The sequence below is a fragment of the Ideonella sp. genome (assembly GCF_041918995.1).
Taxonomy (GTDB): Bacteria; Pseudomonadota; Gammaproteobacteria; order Burkholderiales; family Burkholderiaceae_C; genus Ideonella.
The window spans coordinates 187,077-203,742 of record NZ_JAYRUN010000006.1; the positions used below are offsets into that span (position 1 = coordinate 187,077).

Sequence of the window (16,666 nt, forward strand, 5' to 3'; positions counted from 1 at the left end):
ATGGAGACCTCGATGCACCCGACGCACCCGATCCCGCGCGACGACATCACCGGCCTGGTGCTGGCCGGCGGCCGCGGCAGCCGCATGGGCGGCGTGGACAAGGGCCTGCAGAACCACCAGGGCATGCCGCTCGCGCTGCACGCGCTGCTGCGCCTGGGCGCGCAGGTGGGCCACGTGATGATCAACGCCAACCGCAACCTGGCGGCCTACGAATCCATGGGCGTGCCCGTGTGGCCCGACGCCCTGCCCGACTACCCCGGCCCGCTCGCCGGCTTCCTGGCGGGGCTGGAGCAGTGCGACACCCCGTGGCTGGTCACCGTGCCGTGTGACACGCCGAACTTCCCCGCCGACCTGGTGCAGCGCCTGGCCGAGACCGCCGCCGCGCAGGACGCCGAGATCGTCATCGCCGCCACGCGCGAGGCCGACGGCAGCCTGCAGCCGCAGCCCGTGTTCTGCCTGCTGCGCGCCAGCCTGCTGGAAAGTCTCGTGCAGGCCACCCAGGCCGGCGAGCGCAAGATCGACCGCTGGGCCGCCCGCCACCGCCTGGCGCAGACGGAGTTCGAGGACGCGGGCGCGTTCTTCAACGCGAACACGCTGGCCGAACTGCAGTCCTTGCAGCGTTGACGCCCGGGCGCCTTGCCCGGATCACACCAGCCCGTCGAACAGCCACACCTCCACCGGGTCGCCCGCGGCGACGCTGCCCTGGTCGTGGCCGAGCACGGCCAGTGCGTTGGCCTCGCTCATGCTGCGCAGGATGCCGGCGCCTTGCGAGCCGGTCAGGCGCACCTGCCAGCCGCTGCCGTCGGCCGCGGGCTCGGCGATGGCACGCTGGAACTCGGTGCGGCCCGGGCGCTTGCGGATGGGCGCGGCGCTGCGCGCCTGCAGGCGCGGCGGCATGGGCGGCTGGGTGGCGCCGGCCAGGGTCCACAGGGCCTCCTGGGCGAAGACGTGGAAAGTGACGAGCGCCGCCACCGGGTTGCCCGGCAGGGCGAAGAGCCACGCCGGGGCGGTGCCGCGCGGGCCGTCGGCCGCCCGGCGCAGCGGGCCGAACGCGAATGGCCGGCCCGGGCGCATGGCCACCTTCCAGAAGGCCACCTCGCCCATGTGCGTGAGCAGGTCGCGGGTGTGGTCGGCGTCGCCCATGCTCACGCCGCCGCTGGTGACCACCGCATCCGCGTCGTGCAGCGCGGTGGCCAGCGTGGCGCGCAGCGCGTCCGGGTCGTCGGGCACCAGGCCCAGGTCCACCACCTCCGCGCCCATGCGGGTGAGCGCGGCCGCGAGGCTGTGGCGGTTGCTGTCGTAGATGCAGCCGGGGTCCAGGGGCTGGCCGGCGTCGCGCAGCTCGTTGCCGGTGGAAAACAGCGCCACGCGCAGCCGCCGCACCACGGGCAGCGTGGTCAGGCCCAGTGAGGCGGCCAGGCCGAGGTCGGCGGGGCGCAGCACCCGGCCGCGGCGCAGCGCGGGCTTGCCGCGCGCCAGGTCCTCGCCGGCCAGGCGGCGGTTCTCGCCCGGGCGGATGACGCCCGGCTCGATGTGCACCTCGTCGCCCTGCACGCGGCACAGCTCCAGCGGCACCACCGTGTCCAGGCCGGCGGGCATCACCGCGCCGGTCATGATGCGCACGCAGCCGCCCGGGCCCGCCGTCACGGGGTGGGCATCGCCCGCCATCACGGTGCCGGCGGCGCGCAGCACGGTGGGCCCGTCGGTGCGCAGGTCGGCGCCACGCAGGGCGTAGCCGTCCATCGCCGAGTTGTCGTGCGCGGGCACGTCGATGGGCGAGATGACGTCCTGCGCCAGCACGCGGCCCAGCGCCTGCGCCAGCAGCACGGGCTCCTCGCCGTGGATGGGCTGCAGGCTGGCGGCGATGCGCGCCCGCGCCTCGGCCACGCTGAGCTGCGCGTCCCCTTGGGCCAGGGGAGACGGACCAAGTGCCGAAGAGGGTGCCGAGGGTGCGCTCATGACGGAGGAAAGCAGGAAGACAAGGCCCGCATTGTCGGCCGCGCCGGCGGCTATGCACACACCGACATATCGCGGCCCGCGGCGCCCACGGGGAGAATCGCCGGCGATGTCCACCCTGGCCGACAGCCTGCAGCTTGCCGTTCGACTCGTCGCCCAGGGGGATGCCGAGTTGTGGCGCATCGTCGCGCTGTCGCTGCGCGTGAGCTTCACCGCCTGCCTGCTGGGCGGCATCGTGGGGCTGTGGCTGGGGGCATGGCTGGCCGTGGCGCGCTTTCCCGGCTGGCGTGCGGTGGTCTGGGTGCTCAACACCCTGCTGGCCCTGCCCTCGGTGGTGGTGGGCCTGCTGATCTACCTGCTGCTGTCGCGCGCCGGCCCGCTGGGTGACCTGGGCCTGCTGTTCACGCCCACGGCCATGGTCATTGCCCAGGCCGTGCTGGTCACGCCCCTGGTCACGGCGCTGACGCGCCGCCTGGTCATCGATGCCCTGGCCGAGGGCGGCGACCAGCTGCGCTCGCTGGGCGCCGGGCCGCTGCTCTCGGCCCTGCTGATGCTGCTGCACGAGCGCCGCGCGGTGCTCACCGTGGGCCTCACGGCCTTCGGCCGCGCCGTGTCCGAAGTGGGCGCGGTGATGATCGTCGGCGGCAACATCGCTGACGTCACGCGGGTGATGACCACCTCCATCGCCCTGGAGACGAGCAAGGGCGACCTGCCGCTGGCCCTGGCGCTGGGCGCGGTGCTGCTGGGCGTGGTGGCGCTGGTCAACCTGCTCATCGCCGCTGCCCAGGGCGCCACCAACGCCGCCGGGCAACGGCCCGAGGTGGTGGCGGCATGAGCCCCTCCGACGCCGCCGGTGCCGTGGCCGAACGCCTGCCGCGCCTGGCCCCGGCCGCGCCGCCCGCGGCGCCGGCCCCCGGCCCCGACACGGCGGCTCGGCCCCCGCTCATCGCCCTGCACGGCGCCAGCGTGCGGCTGGGCGGCGTGACGGCCCTGCACGGCGTGGACCTCGCCCTGCAGGCCGGTGACCGCCTGGCGCTGGTGGGTGCCAACGGCTCCGGCAAGACCACCCTGCTGCGCCTGCTGCACGGCCTGGTGCCGCTGGCCGCCGGCCGGGCCGAGCGCCACGCGCTGCCGTCGACCGGGCGCGCGCCCGTCGCAGCCATGCTGTTCCAGCGGCCCTTCCTGCTGTCGCTGTCGGCGTGGCGCAATGTGTCGCTGGCGCTGTGGCTGCATGGCGTGCCGCGCGCACAGCGCCGGGCCCGGGCCCTGGACGCGCTGCGCCGCGTCGGCCTGGACGACCTGGCGCACCGGCCGGCGCGCGCGCTGTCCGGCGGCCAGCAGCAGCGCCTGGCGCTGGCGCGCGCGTGGGCGCTGCGGCCCGACATCCTCTTCCTGGACGAGCCCACGGCCAGCCTGGACCCGGGCGCCAAGCGCGAGGTGGAGCACGTCATCGAGTCCTTCGCCGCCGAAGGGCTCACCGTGGTGCTGGCCACCCACAACCTGGGCCAGGCCAAGCGCCTGGCCACGCGCGTGGCCTACCTGGAGGCGGGCCAGGTGGTGGTGGACCTGCCCGTGCACACGTTCTTCGATACCGACCGCCTGCCGCCGCAGGCACAGCTGTTCCTCAAAGGAGAATTGGCTTGGACCCGCTGAACCCGTTCCTGCGCCCCCTGTCCCGCCGCGGCCTGCTGGCCCGCACCCTGGGTGCGGCCGCCGCCACCGTCGGCCTGCTGGCCGGCGCGACCGCCGTGCAGGCCGCCGACGAGGGCAGGTTCATCGTGCTGGCCTCCACCACCTCCACCGAGCAGTCGGGCCTGTTCGGCCACCTGCTGCCGCTGTTCCGCCAGGCCACGGGCATCGAGGTGCGCGTGGTGGCGGTGGGCACCGGCCAGGCGCTGGACACGGCGCGCCGCGGCGACGCCGATGCGGTGCTGGTGCACGACACGGCGGCCGAAGAGAAGTTCGTCGCCGAGGGCTGGTCCAACGCGCGCAAGCCGGTGATGTACAACGACTTCATCCTGGTCGGCCCCAAGGCCGACCCGGCCCAGGCCCGCGGTGCGGACATCGCCGCCGGCCTGGCCAAGGTGGCCCGCACGCCCGGCGCGGGCTTCGTCTCGCGCGGCGACAAGAGCGGCACCCACGCCGCCGAGCTGCGCCTGTGGAAGGCGGCCGGCGTGGACCTGTCGGCGGCGCGGCCCGCCGGCTACCGCGAGTGCGGCTGCGGCATGGGCCCGGCGCTGAACATGGCCGCCAGCACCAACGCCTATGTGCTGGCCGACCGCGGCACCTGGCTGGCGTTCAAGAACCGCGGTGAGCTCGGCATCGTGGTCGAAGGCGACAAGTCACTGTTCAACCCCTACGGCGTGATGGTGGTGAACCCGGCCAGGCACCCGCACGTGAAGCAGGCGCTGGCCCAGGCCTTCGCCGACTGGCTCACCGGCCCGGCCGGCCAGGCCGCCATCGCCGCCTACAAGATCAACGGCGAGCCGCTGTTCTTCCCCAACGCGCCGCGCTGACGGCCCACCACGCGGCCCACCCAGCGGCCCACCACGCGGCCCGCCGTGCGCCGGGCGGGCAGCGTGTCCTTGAACTGCTTCATTGGACGGCCCCGGCGGCGGCCCGCAGAATCGCAGCGCATGACGCTGCCCGACGCCGCCCACCTGCGCGCCCTCATCGCCCGGCTCGAGGCCGGCCTGCTGGAGCGTGACGCCGCCGTGCGGCTGGTGCTGCTGGCCGCCCTGGCCGGCGAGCACGTGCTGCTCATCGGCCCGCCCGGCACGGCCAAGAGCGAGCTGGCGCGGCGCCTGCACACCGCCTTTGCCGCAGCACCCTACTTCGAGCGCCTGCTCACCCGCTTCTCCACGCCCGAGGAGCTGTTCGGCCCGCTGTCGCTGAAGGCGCTGGAGGCCGACCGCTACGAGCGGCTGACCACCGGCTTCCTGCCCACGGCCGGCATCGCCTTCCTCGACGAGGTGTTCAAGGCCAACTCGGCCATCCTCAACGCCTTGCTCACCCTGCTCAACGAGCGCGCCTTCGACAACGGCAGAGGGCGTGAAGCGGTGCCGCTCGTGAGCGTGGTGGGCGCCAGCAACGAGCTGCCCGCCGACGAGGCACTGCAGGCCTTCTTCGACCGCTTCCTGGTGCGCGTGCCGGTGGCGCCGGTGAGCGACGCCGCCTTCGCCGCCCTGCTGCACCTGCCGACACCTGGCAGCGCCTTGCCGCACGCCGCCCCGCTGGACGAGGCGGAGCGCAGCGCCGTCGCCACCGCCGCATCGGCCGTGTCCCTCGGCCAGGACGCATTGCAGGCCTGCGCCGCCCTGCGCACCTGGCTGGCTGCGCGCGGCTGGACCGTCTCCGACCGCCGCTGGCGGCAGTGGATCGGCCTGATGCGCACTGCCGCCGCCACCGAGGGCCGGCCCGACGTGGATGTGCTGGACCTGTGGCTGGCGCCGTACGTCGCCGGCGCGGACGCGGTGCAGATGCAGGCGGTCGCGGAGTGGTTCGCCCACGAGGTGCTGGGCGCGGTGGCGCACGACTTCGCGCCGCTCGGCCACGCCGTGCAGGCCTTCGAGCAGCAGGCCGAGCTGGAGCACAGCGCACCCGCCCCCGGCGCGGCCGGGCCGGACGACGCCGCGGGCAAGCTCGCGCTCGCCCGTGCCATCGGCTGGGGCGAGGGGCACCCCGCCGACGGCAACGCGGACGCGCCGGGCACCGCGGCCATGGCGCGCCTCACCTTGGCCGGCCTGGAGGCGGCGCAGCGCCGCCACTACAGCCCCGTGCATGTGGCCAGCCGCCTGGCGCAGGTCGACGACCTGCTGGACCACGTGGCGCGCCATCACCAGGCCCTGGCCGCGCAGGCGGCGGCGCTGGACGCCCGCCTGGCGGGGCGGCTGTGGATCGCGACGAGCGTGTCCGCACGCTGGCAGGCAGCGCACGCGGGCTCGCTGGCGCGCCTGCAATCCCTCACCACGCGGCTGCAGGCGGCGCGCGAGGCCTTCGCGGCGCTGCCTGTGTCGCAGGCCGCGCCCCCGGTCGCGCCCGAGCCCGTGGCGTTGCCCGCGCTGGACTCGCTCACGCCCGCCGTGTGACGCCCCCCCATGACGGCCCCCCCCATGACGGCCCCGCATGACGGCCCCGCCATGACAGCCGCGCCATGACAGCCGCGCTGCACCCGGCCGACCCGCCCTACGACCGGCTGGCCGCCTTGCCGCGCACGGTGTGGCGCGGTGCCCTGGTCACCGGCGTGGGCACGCCCGCCCACCGGCTGGCGCACGCGCGTGCGTGGCTGGACAGCCTGCAGGCCGGCCAGCTGCCCCCGCCAGACGCCGATTTTGGCGACCGGGTCGCCAGCGGCCCGCTGCGCGCCGTGGTGGGCGAGCTGGGCCTGCCGGCGTTCTGCCGCGCCACGCCGCCCCTGGCCGAGCAGGTGCTGCGCAGCCTGCTGTGGCACCTGGACCAGCTGGCCGACCGCCAACCGGCCCAGGACCGCGACACCGCCATCGTGCAGCTCGCCCGCGAGTTCCACGAGGGCTGGGCCGCCCAGACCGTGGGCCTGGACGAGGACCTGCAGCTGCTGCTCGGCCTGGGCGACTTCGCCGACCTGCCCTGGGACCGGCTGTGCGGCCAGCTGCGTTCGCGGCCCTGGGCGGCCGTGCGCGAGGCCGGCGAGCTGCTGGATCAACTGCCGGCGCTTGCCCGGTTGGTCGAGCGGCTGGGGCGCCAGGCGCGTGACAAGCATGTGCCCCCCAGCCCGGCGCCCGGCTCGGCGCCACCGTCGCGAGAGCGGCAGCCGCTGCGCCCGGTGGTCACGCGGCTGCCCGGCGCCCCGGGCGAGATCACCGGCGTGCGCTTCACCGGCCGGCCCGAACGCATGCTGGCCAGCGAGGCGGTGATGCTCACCCATCCGCTGCTGCGCAAGCTCTGGCGCGCCCGCCATGCCGAGGCGCGGCTGCTCGGCTGGGACACCGCGGCCGTGCTCACCGACTGGCGGCCCGACCCCGATGCGCTCACGGTCGCGCCGGCCCCGTCGAACGCGCCGGATCCACACACCCGCGGCCCCGTCATCCTCTGCCTGGACACCTCGGGCTCGATGCGCGGCGCGCCTGAGCGCATCGCCAAGGCGGTGGCCGTGGCGGCCTTGCGCACCGTGCGCGACACCGGGCGCGCCTGCCTGCTGCTGGCCTATGGCGGCCCGGGCGAGCTGATCGAGCATGAGCTGGGCCGTGGCGAAGCCGGCCTGGCCGCCCTGCTCGCCCTGATGGACCAGGCCTTCGACGGCGGCACCGACATCCAGACACCGATCGAGCGTGCCGTGGCGCGGGTGTACGAGGCGCGCTGGCGCGCGGCCGACCTGCTGGTCGTGAGCGACGGCGAATTCGGCTGCGTGCCCGCCACCCTCGCGCTGCTGGACGACGCACGCGAGCGCCTGGGCCTGCGTGTGCAAGGCGTGCTCGTGGGCGACCGTGAGACGCTGGGCCTGCTGGAGGTGTGCGACGCGATCCACTGGGTGCACGACTGGCGGCGCTTCGCCGAAGGCTCCGCCCCGGCGGAGCGCCGCCACGCGGAGCCGCCCGTGCACAGCCGCAGCCTCACCGCGCTGTACTTCGCCAATGCCCTGTCCGCCCGCGCAGCCCGCCACCGCGGCACGCCGGGCAGCCGACCATGACCCCACCGGCGCTGTCCCCTGCCCCGCCCACCGCCCCGTCCCCCACGTCGCTGACGGTCGCGGCGCAGATGCTCGCGCTGCTGGAGGCGCTGGCCGCGCAGGTGCGCCTGCCCCGCGTGCAGGCCCTGCACCTGCCGCCCGCGCCGCCGCCCGGCGGCGAGCGCGGCGAGTTCTGTGCGCTGGCGCTCGAAGGCGGCGCGCTCGGCCAGAGCTACGTGCTGCTGGACGACACCTGGCGGCGGCTGGACGCGGCCGCGCGCTCGGCCGCCGGCCTGGGCGTGGCGGGCCAGCCCGCACTCGAGCTGGCGCGGGGCTTCCTCAGCACCGACGCCTTGCGTCGCACCGTGGGGTTCGCCGCCGTGAACGCCCTCACCCGCTGGGTGTTCGACCGCGCCGGCTTCGTCCCCCCCGGCAGCGACGATTCACTCGGCGGGCTGGCTCCGCAGGCAGGCGACACCGTGGGCATGATCGGCCACTTCGCCCCGCTGCTGCCGCGGCTGCGCGAGCGCGGCGCCCGGGTGGTGGTGGTGGAGCTGCGGCCCGAGCTGGTGCGCGACGACGGCCAGGTGCGCGTCACGCTGGACGCCACCGAGCTGGCCACCTGTCGGCAGGTGCTGGCCACCGGCACGCTGCTGCTCAACGGCACGCTGGACACCATGCTCGCGCACTGCCGCGCGGCCACGCACATCGCCCTCGTCGGGCCCAGCGTGGGCGGCCCGCCCGACCCGCTGTTCGCGCGCGGCATCACCTGCCTGGGAGGCAGCTGGGTGACCGACCCCGATGCGTTCGTCGAGGCACTGCGACGCGGCGAGCCCACGCGCCCGTACGCCCGGAAGTCCGTGCTCCGACCCGCGGACTATCCGGGCTGGAGCGCACTGGCAACCACCGCCTGACCGAATATCTGCCATTCGGATCTGGTGGTGGCGCGTCGCCCGCCAGCGTCGAAAAGCCATCATGGGTCGCATACCCGCGCCCCACGCGGCCTCGGCGCGCCGCCCCCCAGCGCCGCCCAGGAGCTTCCATGTTCACCCTGCTGCACGCCCGCATCGCCACCCGACTGACTCTCGTCCTGGCCGGCGCCCTCGCCCTGATGGCGGCCATCGCCGGCTTCGGCGTGTGGGGTGTCGACAGCCTGTTCCGCATGACCGAGCAGGCACTTCAGCGCGACGTCTCGCTGGCCCAGCACGCGGCCGACCTGCAGGCGCTCACGCTGATGGAGCGCCGCTACGAGAAGGACTCGTTCTTCCAGATCGGCCAGGCGGACAAGCGAGCCGACTACCTGGCGAAGTGGGAAGACGCCGCGGGGCGGCTGCGCACCGTGCTGCAGGCGGCACGGGGCCACGACATGCCCGCCGAGGATCAGGAGGTGCTGAACCAGGTGGGGCAGCATTTCACCGCCTATGTGACCGGCTTCCGGGAGGTCAGCGCGCGCGTCGACGAGGGCGCGATCGGCTCGCCCGAGGACGCCAATACCGCCATGGACCGCCACAAGGCGGCCGTGCGCGGGATGGAGTCCGCCGTGCACACGATCAACGAGCGGGCCATGGCGCGCGCCAGCGCGGTGCTCGCGCAGGTCGAGCAGGTGCGCGACACCACGGTGCGCTGGCAGCTGGCGTTGACCGCCCTCGGCATGGCGCTGGCGGCGTTGAGCATCGGCCTGGTGACCCGGTCCATCACGCGGCCGCTGCACCGCGCCGTGGCCGTGGCAGAGACAGTGGCCTCGGGCGACCTCAGCTCGCGCATCGATGCGCAGGGCACCGACGAGACCGGCCAGCTGCTGGGCGCGCTGCAGCGCATGAATGACGGTCTCGTCCGGATCGTCAGCCAGGTGCGCAACGCCAGCCAATCCATCGCCAGCGGGTCGTCCCAGCTGGCCATGGGCAGCTCCGAGCTGAGCCAGCGCGCCGAGGCGCAGGCGGGCAGCCTGGAGCAGACGGCCGCATCGATGGAACAGCTGACCGCGACCGTGCAGCACAACGCGGCGCACGCCGAGCAGGCCTCCGGCCTGGCCCTGCGCGCGTCGCAGGTGGCCGAGGAAGGCGGGGCCGTGGTGAGCCGTGTGGTGGCGACCATGGATGGCATCAGCGCCAGCTCACGCAAGATCGCCGACATCACCGGCGTGATCGACGGCATCGCGTTCCAGACCAACATCCTGGCGCTGAACGCCGCCGTGGAGGCCGCCCGCGCCGGCGAGCAGGGCCGTGGCTTCGCCGTGGTGGCCGGCGAGGTGCGAAGCCTGGCTCAGCGCAGCGCCGAGGCGGCCGGGGAGATCAAGGCCCTGATCGCCGACAGCGTGCAGCGCGTCGAGGCCGGCAGCCGCCTGGTGACCGACGCCGGCCGCACGATGACGCAGATCGTCGAGCAGGTGCGCGAGGTGGGTGGTCTGATCCGCGAGATCAGCCACTCCAGCGGCCAGCAGAGCGCCGGCATCAGCCAGGTCGGCAGTGCGGTGGCCGAGCTGGACCGGGTGACGCAGCAGAACACGGCACTCGCGGAGGAGAGCTCCGCCGCCGCGGAAAGCCTGCGCCGGCAGGCCGACGACCTGGCGCGTCTGGTGGCCACGTTCCGGCTGGATGGCGTGCAGCCGGCCGCCGCCTGACGGGCGGCTGGCCGGCGGCGGGCCGCCTCAGCGCTTCGCCCCGAGCTGGTCGAGCAGGGCCTTCACCGCCGCTTCCGTCTGCGCGTCCCGGCCCGCGGCCAGCTGCGCGGGGTCGTGGGCGACCTGCACGTCCGGCTTCACCAGCGCCTTCTCCATGAACTCGCCCTTGGCGTCGCGGATGCCCACCTCGGGGATGCCGAAGTACAGGGTGTCGTCCTGCAGCGTCTCCCACCACACCGCCGTGCCCGTGCCGGCCACCGGCATGCCGACGAGCTGGCCGATCTTCTGGTGGCGGTACACCCACGGGAACAGGTGCGCGTCGGAGTAGTTGCTCTCGCTCATCAGCACCACCGAGGGCTTGGTCCAGCGACCCGTGGGCTCCCAGCCCAGCGACTGGCCGCGTGGCAGGAACTCGAGGTACTTGGCGCCCGACAGCAGGTTGGCCAGCGCGTCGGTGAGGTTGCCACCCCCGTTGAAGCGGGTGTCGACCACCAGGCCTTCCTTGCCGCTGTGGCGGCCCAGCATCTCGGCGTAGACGTCGCGGTAGCTCTCGTCGTCCATGCCGCGCACGTGCACGTAGCCCAGGCGGCCGCCGGAGAGCTTGTCCACCATCTCGCGCTGGGCCTTGACCCAGCGCTTGTAGAGCAGCTCGCCCTGGGCCGCCTGCGCGATGGGCCGCACCACTTCCGAGAAGCGCTTGCCCGTGGCCGGGTCGAACACGGCCAGCTCCACCCGCTTGCCCACCTTGTGGTTGAGCAGCGAGTCGAACTCCGCGCCCGGCTCGATGGCCACGCCGTCGATCTTCTCGATGACCATGCCGGCCCGGGCCTTGAGCTTGGCGCCCACCAGCGGGCCGCCCTCGATGACCTCGGCGATCTTCACCCCGGCGCCGGTGTGGGCCTCGTCGAAGAACACGCCCAGGGCGGCCGTGGCGTCGGCGTCCTTGCGCTTGGGCCGGTAGCCCGAGCCGGTGTGCGACACGTTCAGCTCGCCCAGCAGCTCCGACAGCATCTCCGCGAAGTCGTGGTTGTTGGCGATGTAGGGCAGGAAGCGCTGGTACGACTTGCCATAGGCCGCCCAGTCCACGCCCTCCATGTCGGCCACGTAGAGCTTCTCGCGCGTCTGGCGCCACACGTGCTCGAACATCTCGGCGCGCTCGGCCGCGCGGTTCAGGCGCATCTCCGCCTGGAACTCCACCGGCGCGAGCTTCACCTCACCCTCGCCCTGGGGCACCTTGAACTTGCGCAGGCCGCCGGCCGTGAGCACGAAGCCCTGCTCGCCCTTGGCGTCCAGCACCACCTCGGCGCCCGGGCCGTCGCCATCGCCACCGGCGCCACCGGCGCCGCCAGCCAGGTCGGCGAGCTTCTTGACCTCCTTCTCGCGCGGCTTGAGCTGCCACAGCTCGTGGCCGTCGGCCACTTCCACCGTGTAGAAGACGGAGTCGCCGTCCGGCGTCATGGCGGCCGAGGTGAGCCGGCCCGAGTTGGGGGTGAGGCGCACCACCCGGTGCTCCAGGCCCTCGGTGTCGATCTTCACCGGCTTGGGCAGCTTGATGGGCTGGTCGTCCGCGTCCTCGTCGCCCTTGCCCTGGCGCTTGCCCTCGCGCTTGGCCTCGCGGGCGTCGGCGTCCTTGTCGCCCTTCTTGGCCTCGGCCTTCTTGTCGCCGTCCTTCTTGTCGCCGTCCTTCTCGCCGTCCTTGCCGTCCTCGTCCTTGTCTTCCTGCTTCTTCAGCAGCGCGAACTCGGCCTTGTCCAGGTTGAAGCGGTCGAAGGCCTCCTGGGTGAAGAACATCTGGAACAGGTCCATCTGGGCGGCGCCGCCGGTGCCGTGCAGGCCCTGGCGGTCGCTGAACCACAGCATGGACTGGCCCTTGGGGCCCCACATCGGGCGGTAGTCCTCGTAGCCGCTCTTGGTCAGGTTGACCAGCGGGCCCTTGCCCTGCGCATCGATGAGGCCGGCCTCAGCGCTCCAGCGGTTGCGGTCCACGAAGTTCACCAGCAGCCGCGTGCCGTCGGGCGACCAGTCGAACCACTGGTCGCCGTCGGCATAGGAGTAGTTCATGTCGCCCGGCAGCACGGTGCGGCTCTGGCCGCTGGCCAGGTTGAGCACCTTCAGCGTCGTGCGGTTCTCCAGGTAGGCCACCTCCTTGCCGTCGGGCGAGTAGCGCGGCTGGAAGTTCTCCTTGCCGTTCTTCAGCAGGGTCTTCACCTGCACGCCCGAGGCGGCGAAGAAGTACGGCTGGTCCTTCTTCTTGCCGGGCAGGCGGGCCTCGTACAGGTTCCACGAGCCCTCGCGCTCGCCGGCAAAGAGCATGCGGCGGCCGTCGGGGCTGAAGCTCACCGAGCGCTCCTGCGCGGGGGTGTCGGTGATGCGGCGCGTGTCGCCGAACTCGGTGGAGGCGACGAAGACCTCGCCGCGGATCACGAAGGCGATCTCGGCGCCGTCGGGGCTCACGGCGACCTCGGTGACGCCCTCCTTGAGCTTGACGTTCTCGACCCGGTCCACGCGGGTGTCGGACGCGATCTGCACCGCCACCTTGGCGGGCTGCGTGGCGCCGGGCGCCAGGGTGTAGAGCTCGCCGTCGTGGCCGAAGCTCAGGGTGCCGTTGGCCGCCAGGCTGAGGAAGCGCACCGGGTGGGTGGTGAAGCGGGTGACCTGCTCCGCCTGCCCGTCCGCGAGCCCCGTCTCGCCCACGCGCATGCGCCAGACGTTGAACGAGCCGCTCTTCTCGCTCAGGTAGTACACCCACTGGCCGTCGGCGGACCACACGGGGTTGCGGTCCTCCCCGCCGAAGCCCGTGAGCTGGCGGTGGCGGCCGCTGGCCATGTCGTACAACCAGACGTCACGCGCCACCGGCGAGATGTGGTGCTTGCGCCAGTCGCTCTCGTAGCCCTTCCAGTCCTCGTAGACCAGGCGCTGGCCGCGCGCATCGAGCTGCCCGGCCACGGCCGGCGTGCTGAACACCTGCTGCGGCCGGCGCCCGCCGTCCACCGCCACGCGGTAGAGTTCGCCCACCGCGCGGCTGGGGAACTGCACGTTGGTGCGGGTGTCCTGGCGCGTGGCGGAGAACAGCACCTGCTGCCCGTCGGGCGTGAAGCCGAGCGGCCGCTCGCCGTTGGAATGCGTGGTCAGGCGGCGCGACGGGCCACCCTGGGCGTCCACCACGAACACGTCGAAGTTGCCGTAGACGTCCGACGCGTACGCGATGCGCCGCCCATCGGCCGACCACACCGGCGCGAAGCTGTGGTGCCCGTTGGACACCAGCAGGCGTGCCACGCCGCCCGCGGTCGGCACCACATACAGGCTGCCCTGGAACGAGAAGGCGATCTGCGCGCCGTCCGGCGAGATCGCCGGGTAGCGCATCCACAGCGGCTGCTGCAGCGGCCCCAGCGGCGGGCTCTGCGTGGCCTGCGCCGACTGAGCGTTCGGCGTGGCCTTGCCAGCGGTCTGTGCCTGGGCGGCCAGCGGCGCGGCCACGGCGCAGGCCAGCACCAGCGTGGCCAGGCGGAAGGGAATCGGGCGTCTCGTCGTCATGATCCTCAGGGGGGCAGCGCGAAAGCGCGCGATGATGCCGCAGGCGCCCCGGCCGGGGCATCCCGCGCGACGAACCGCGCCGTCGCGCCGACGAAACGCGCCACGGCGGGACCGGCGCACTCCCCTAACATGGCGGTCGATGGCCACGCTCGACCGCTCCACTGCCCCCTCTCGCCCGCTGGCCGACGCCCAGGCGGCCGACGCCCGGCGCCTCGGGCGCCCCAGCTCCGGCTGGCGCCACCGGATGTACGTGGTCATCTTCGAGGCCGACACCCGCGCCGGCCGCGCCTTCGACCTGGCCGTGATCGCGGCCATCCTGCTCAGCGTGGCGGTGGCGGTGGCCGACAGCGTGCAGGGGCTGCACGCGCAGCACCGGCAGAGCTTCGCACTGCTCGAGTGGATCTTCACCGCGCTGTTCACGCTCGAGTACATCGCGCGCCTGGCCTGCGTGCAGCACCCGCTGCGCTACGCGACCAGCTTCTTCGGCATCGTCGACCTGCTGGCCATGCTGCCGACCTGGATCGCCTTCTTCGTGCCCGAGGCGGGCGTGCTCATCGACGTGCGCATCCTGCGGCTGCTGCGCGTGTTCCGCATCCTGCGGCTCACCCGCTATGTGGAGGAGTACACCGCGCTCGTCGACGCGGTGTATGCCAGCCGGCGCAAGATCCTGGTGTTCCTGTCCTTCGTGCTGATGATGGTGCTGGTGGCGGGCACCGTGATGTACGTGGTGGAGGGCCCGTCGAACGGCTACACCAGCATTCCCACCGCCATGTACTGGGCGGTGACCACCATGACCACCGTGGGCTTCGGCGACATCACGCCCAAGACGGACCTGGGCCGGGCCATCTCCTCGGTCATGATGCTGCTCGGGTGGGGCGTGCTGGCGGTGCCCACCGGCATCGTCACCGCCGAGATGACGCTGCAGCGCCGCGGCCTGGTGCCCCACACCACGCGCACCTGCCCCGCCTGCCTCACCGAGGGCCTGCCGCCGCAGGCGCGCTTCTGCAGCCAGTGCGGCGAGCGCCTGCCCGCCTACCAGCGCGACGAGGCCGGGACGACCGGCTGAGCGCCGGCAGACTCACCTGCGCTCAGCCGCCCGGGTGCCTGGCGAGCACCTGGCCCACGGCAGCGCTGAGATCCCGGTCCGCCTGCCGGCGGAACTCGGCCACGTAGCCCCAGAACACCAGCCGCTCCTTCTCGTAGGCAAGCAGGTACAGGTCGGTCTGGATGCCATTGTTCAGCGCATAGCGCTGGAAGGTGAAGGTGCGGCCTTCCACGGTGGCGGTGTCGGTCCAGGTGGGCGGCAGCTTCAGCCGGGCCACGGCCTCGGCGGGGCTCAGGCCCTTGTCGAGCGCGGACAGCTGGCCGTGGTAGATCTGGGGTGCCGCGCAGGCCGCCACCGTCGCGACGAGGGCGGCCGCGAGCGCGCGATGCAGGAACCGCGCGCTCATTTCTTGGCCGCCTTGGCGTCGGCCAGGCGCTGCTTGACCGTGGGCATCAGGCCGCTGACCGACGGATCCGCGTCCTTGCTGAGCTCCTCCAGCGTGCCCCATGCGTGCACCTTGCGCTCCGGCAGGGACTGGATCACCACGTACTCGGTCAGCACCGGCACCGTGATGAAGATGGGAATGCAGGTCGGGGTGCACACCATGGTCATCTGCTGCTGGGTGCCGGTCTGCAGGTTGCAGTGCCGCGCCGTGTAGTGGCCCTCACGCTCCTTGAACTCGTACTGGGCCACGACGGTGGCCTGGCCCAGCGCCTGGTCGATCTGTGCCGGCGCGGCATCGCGCGTGATGGCGCCGACCTGGCCCTGCTGCAGCGGCACGCTGGACGCGCAGCCGCCAAGAATCGCTGCCATGGCCAGTGCGGCCAGGGTCTTCGATGCCCTCATGTGAGATCTCCCTCGTGGATCGGAAACAGGCGGGCAGCATAGCGTCCCGGTGGTGAGGATCCCGCGCGCGGCCGGCGGCGCATCCGGGGAGCTTGGTCAACGACCCTCATCCCAGCAGGCGCAGTGTGGCGATGAACCCGCACACGGCCAGCAGCCACCCGCGCACCAGCCAGCGCCACAGCCGCGGCGCCTGGCGCAGGCCCATGAACCCGTCGGCCACCAGCCAGCCCTTGAAGACGGCCAGCGCCAGCACGGCCGATGCGGTGCCCGTGCCGAGGCGGCCGGGCGCCCGTTCACCCAGCCAAAGGGTGAGCCCCGTGGCCAGGAACAGGGCGAGCCAGGCCAGGTGCGCGGTGTCACGCCAGCGGGCGCGGCCGGGGGACTCGGGGGACGAAGAAGCGCTCATCGCAGGATGTAGACAAGGGGAAAGAGCACCAGCCACAGCAGGTCGACCAGGTGCCAGAAGGTGGCCACCGTCTCCACCGCATGCCCATGGCGCTCGCCGCCGCCGCCGCGCCAGGCGGCCGGCAGCACCAGCCCCAGCAGCACCGTGGCGGCCAGCACATGGAGGAAGTGGAAGCCGGTGAGCAGGAAGTACAGCGTGAAGAACACGTTGGTCTCCACGTCGATGCCCTGGCCCGACAGCGCGGCGTACTCGCCCAGCTTGAGCGCGGCGAAGGCCAGGCCGCTCGCCTGCGCCGCCACCAGCCAGCCGGCTTCGGCCCGGCCGCGGCCCGCGGCCGCCGCCCGCACGGCCTGCACCACGCAGCCGCTGCCGCCGATGAGCAGCCAGGTGTTGATCGCTCCCTTGCTGGCGTCGAGCATGGCCTGGGAGCGGTCGAACAGCTCGGGGTGCGTGGCGCGCACCACCGCGAAGGCGGCGAACATCAGGCCGAAGGTGGCCAGCTCCACCAGCACGAGCAGCCACATCACCCCGTCGCCGGGCAGGCGCAGGGCAGTGGCGGGGGCGGTGTGGCGCGGTGGCAAGGGAAGGGGCAGGGTCATGGGGCTCAGGGAAGTC

General features: G+C 73.4%; 15 protein-coding genes. 9 read left to right on the plus strand and 6 right to left on the minus strand.

Annotation, left to right across the window (positions count from 1 at the left end; all coding sequences use genetic code 11):
- The first annotated feature begins 12 nt into the window (after window positions 1-12).
- The gene (gene mobA, locus ACE3UN_RS07605) at window positions 13-624 is read left to right on the plus strand and encodes a molybdenum cofactor guanylyltransferase MobA (RefSeq protein WP_374674317.1); all 612 of its coding nucleotides are present in this window, start codon (window positions 13-15) and stop codon (window positions 622-624) included.
- A gap of 21 nt (window positions 625-645) precedes the next feature.
- On the opposite strand, the gene glp is transcribed toward mobA, so the two are convergent.
- Window positions 646-1,959 carry a gephyrin-like molybdotransferase Glp gene (gene glp / locus ACE3UN_RS07610; RefSeq protein ID WP_374674318.1) on the minus strand — a complete coding sequence of 438 codons (1,314 nt, stop codon included), beginning with the start codon at window positions 1,957-1,959 and terminating at the stop codon, window positions 646-648.
- A 106-nt stretch (window positions 1,960-2,065) separates the two neighbouring features.
- Between glp and ACE3UN_RS07615 the strand changes: the two genes are divergently transcribed.
- The 7 genes from ACE3UN_RS07615 (at window position 2,066) to ACE3UN_RS07645 (ending at window position 10,220) form a co-directional block, all read left to right on the plus strand.
- Window positions 2,066-2,791 carry an ABC transporter permease gene (locus ACE3UN_RS07615; RefSeq protein ID WP_374674319.1) on the plus strand — a complete coding sequence of 242 codons (726 nt, stop codon included), beginning with the start codon at window positions 2,066-2,068 and terminating at the stop codon, window positions 2,789-2,791.
- The gene (locus ACE3UN_RS07620) at window positions 2,788-3,609 is read left to right on the plus strand and encodes a phosphate ABC transporter ATP-binding protein (RefSeq protein ID WP_374674320.1); all 822 of its coding nucleotides are present in this window, start codon (window positions 2,788-2,790) and stop codon (window positions 3,607-3,609) included. The genes ACE3UN_RS07615 and ACE3UN_RS07620 overlap by 4 nt, the downstream gene beginning before the upstream one ends.
- An 8-nt stretch (window positions 3,610-3,617) precedes the next feature.
- A complete protein-coding gene (locus tag ACE3UN_RS07625; RefSeq protein WP_374674352.1) occupies window positions 3,618-4,472 on the plus strand; it encodes a substrate-binding domain-containing protein in 855 nt (284 codons plus the stop codon).
- Window positions 4,473-4,592: 120 nt separating this feature from the next.
- The gene (locus tag ACE3UN_RS07630; RefSeq protein WP_374674321.1) at window positions 4,593-6,044 is read left to right on the plus strand and encodes an AAA family ATPase; all 1,452 of its coding nucleotides are present in this window, start codon (window positions 4,593-4,595) and stop codon (window positions 6,042-6,044) included.
- A gap of 65 nt (window positions 6,045-6,109) precedes the next feature.
- Complete coding sequence (locus ACE3UN_RS07635; RefSeq protein ID WP_374674322.1) at window positions 6,110-7,621, plus strand: VWA domain-containing protein; 1,512 nt, start codon at window positions 6,110-6,112, stop codon at window positions 7,619-7,621.
- Window positions 7,618-8,514, plus strand: coding sequence for a Rossmann-like domain-containing protein (locus tag ACE3UN_RS07640; protein ID WP_374674323.1), 897 nt, complete (start codon window positions 7,618-7,620; stop codon window positions 8,512-8,514). Before ACE3UN_RS07635 ends, ACE3UN_RS07640 begins: the two co-directional genes overlap by 4 nt.
- A gap of 128 nt (window positions 8,515-8,642) precedes the next feature.
- Window positions 8,643-10,220: a methyl-accepting chemotaxis protein gene (locus ACE3UN_RS07645; RefSeq protein ID WP_374674324.1), complete on the plus strand. Its 1,578-nt coding sequence runs from the start codon at window positions 8,643-8,645 to the stop codon at window positions 10,218-10,220.
- Window positions 10,221-10,247: 27 nt separating this feature from the next.
- Here ACE3UN_RS07645 and ACE3UN_RS07650 read toward each other — a convergent pair whose 3' ends face one another.
- Window positions 10,248-13,754 carry an LpqB family beta-propeller domain-containing protein gene (locus ACE3UN_RS07650; RefSeq protein ID WP_374674325.1) on the minus strand — a complete coding sequence of 1,169 codons (3,507 nt, stop codon included), beginning with the start codon at window positions 13,752-13,754 and terminating at the stop codon, window positions 10,248-10,250.
- A 139-nt stretch (window positions 13,755-13,893) separates the two neighbouring features.
- Here ACE3UN_RS07650 and ACE3UN_RS07655 point away from each other — a divergent pair, with 139 nt between their 5' ends.
- Window positions 13,894-14,820, plus strand: coding sequence for an ion transporter (locus tag ACE3UN_RS07655; RefSeq protein WP_374674326.1), 927 nt, complete (start codon window positions 13,894-13,896; stop codon window positions 14,818-14,820).
- 22 nt (window positions 14,821-14,842) lie between these two features.
- On the opposite strand, the gene ACE3UN_RS07660 is transcribed toward ACE3UN_RS07655, so the two are convergent.
- The 4 genes from ACE3UN_RS07660 to ACE3UN_RS07675 all read right to left on the minus strand — a co-directional run bounded on the left by ACE3UN_RS07660 (window position 14,843) and on the right by ACE3UN_RS07675 (window position 16,650).
- Window positions 14,843-15,205 carry a hypothetical protein gene (locus ACE3UN_RS07660; protein ID WP_374674327.1) on the minus strand — a complete coding sequence of 121 codons (363 nt, stop codon included), beginning with the start codon at window positions 15,203-15,205 and terminating at the stop codon, window positions 14,843-14,845.
- Window positions 15,202-15,645 (minus strand): hypothetical protein, encoded by a 444-nt coding sequence (locus tag ACE3UN_RS07665; protein WP_374674328.1) that lies wholly within the window; start codon window positions 15,643-15,645, stop codon window positions 15,202-15,204. The genes ACE3UN_RS07660 and ACE3UN_RS07665 overlap by 4 nt, the downstream gene beginning before the upstream one ends.
- Window positions 15,646-15,751: 106 nt before the next feature.
- Entirely contained in the window at window positions 15,752-16,051 is a 300-nt protein-coding gene (locus ACE3UN_RS07670; RefSeq protein WP_374674329.1) for a cytochrome C oxidase subunit IV family protein, read from the minus strand.
- Window positions 16,048-16,650: a cytochrome c oxidase subunit 3 gene (locus tag ACE3UN_RS07675; RefSeq protein ID WP_374674330.1), complete on the minus strand. Its 603-nt coding sequence runs from the start codon at window positions 16,648-16,650 to the stop codon at window positions 16,048-16,050. The genes ACE3UN_RS07670 and ACE3UN_RS07675 overlap by 4 nt, the downstream gene beginning before the upstream one ends.
- Between the last annotated feature and the right edge of the window lie 16 nt (window positions 16,651-16,666).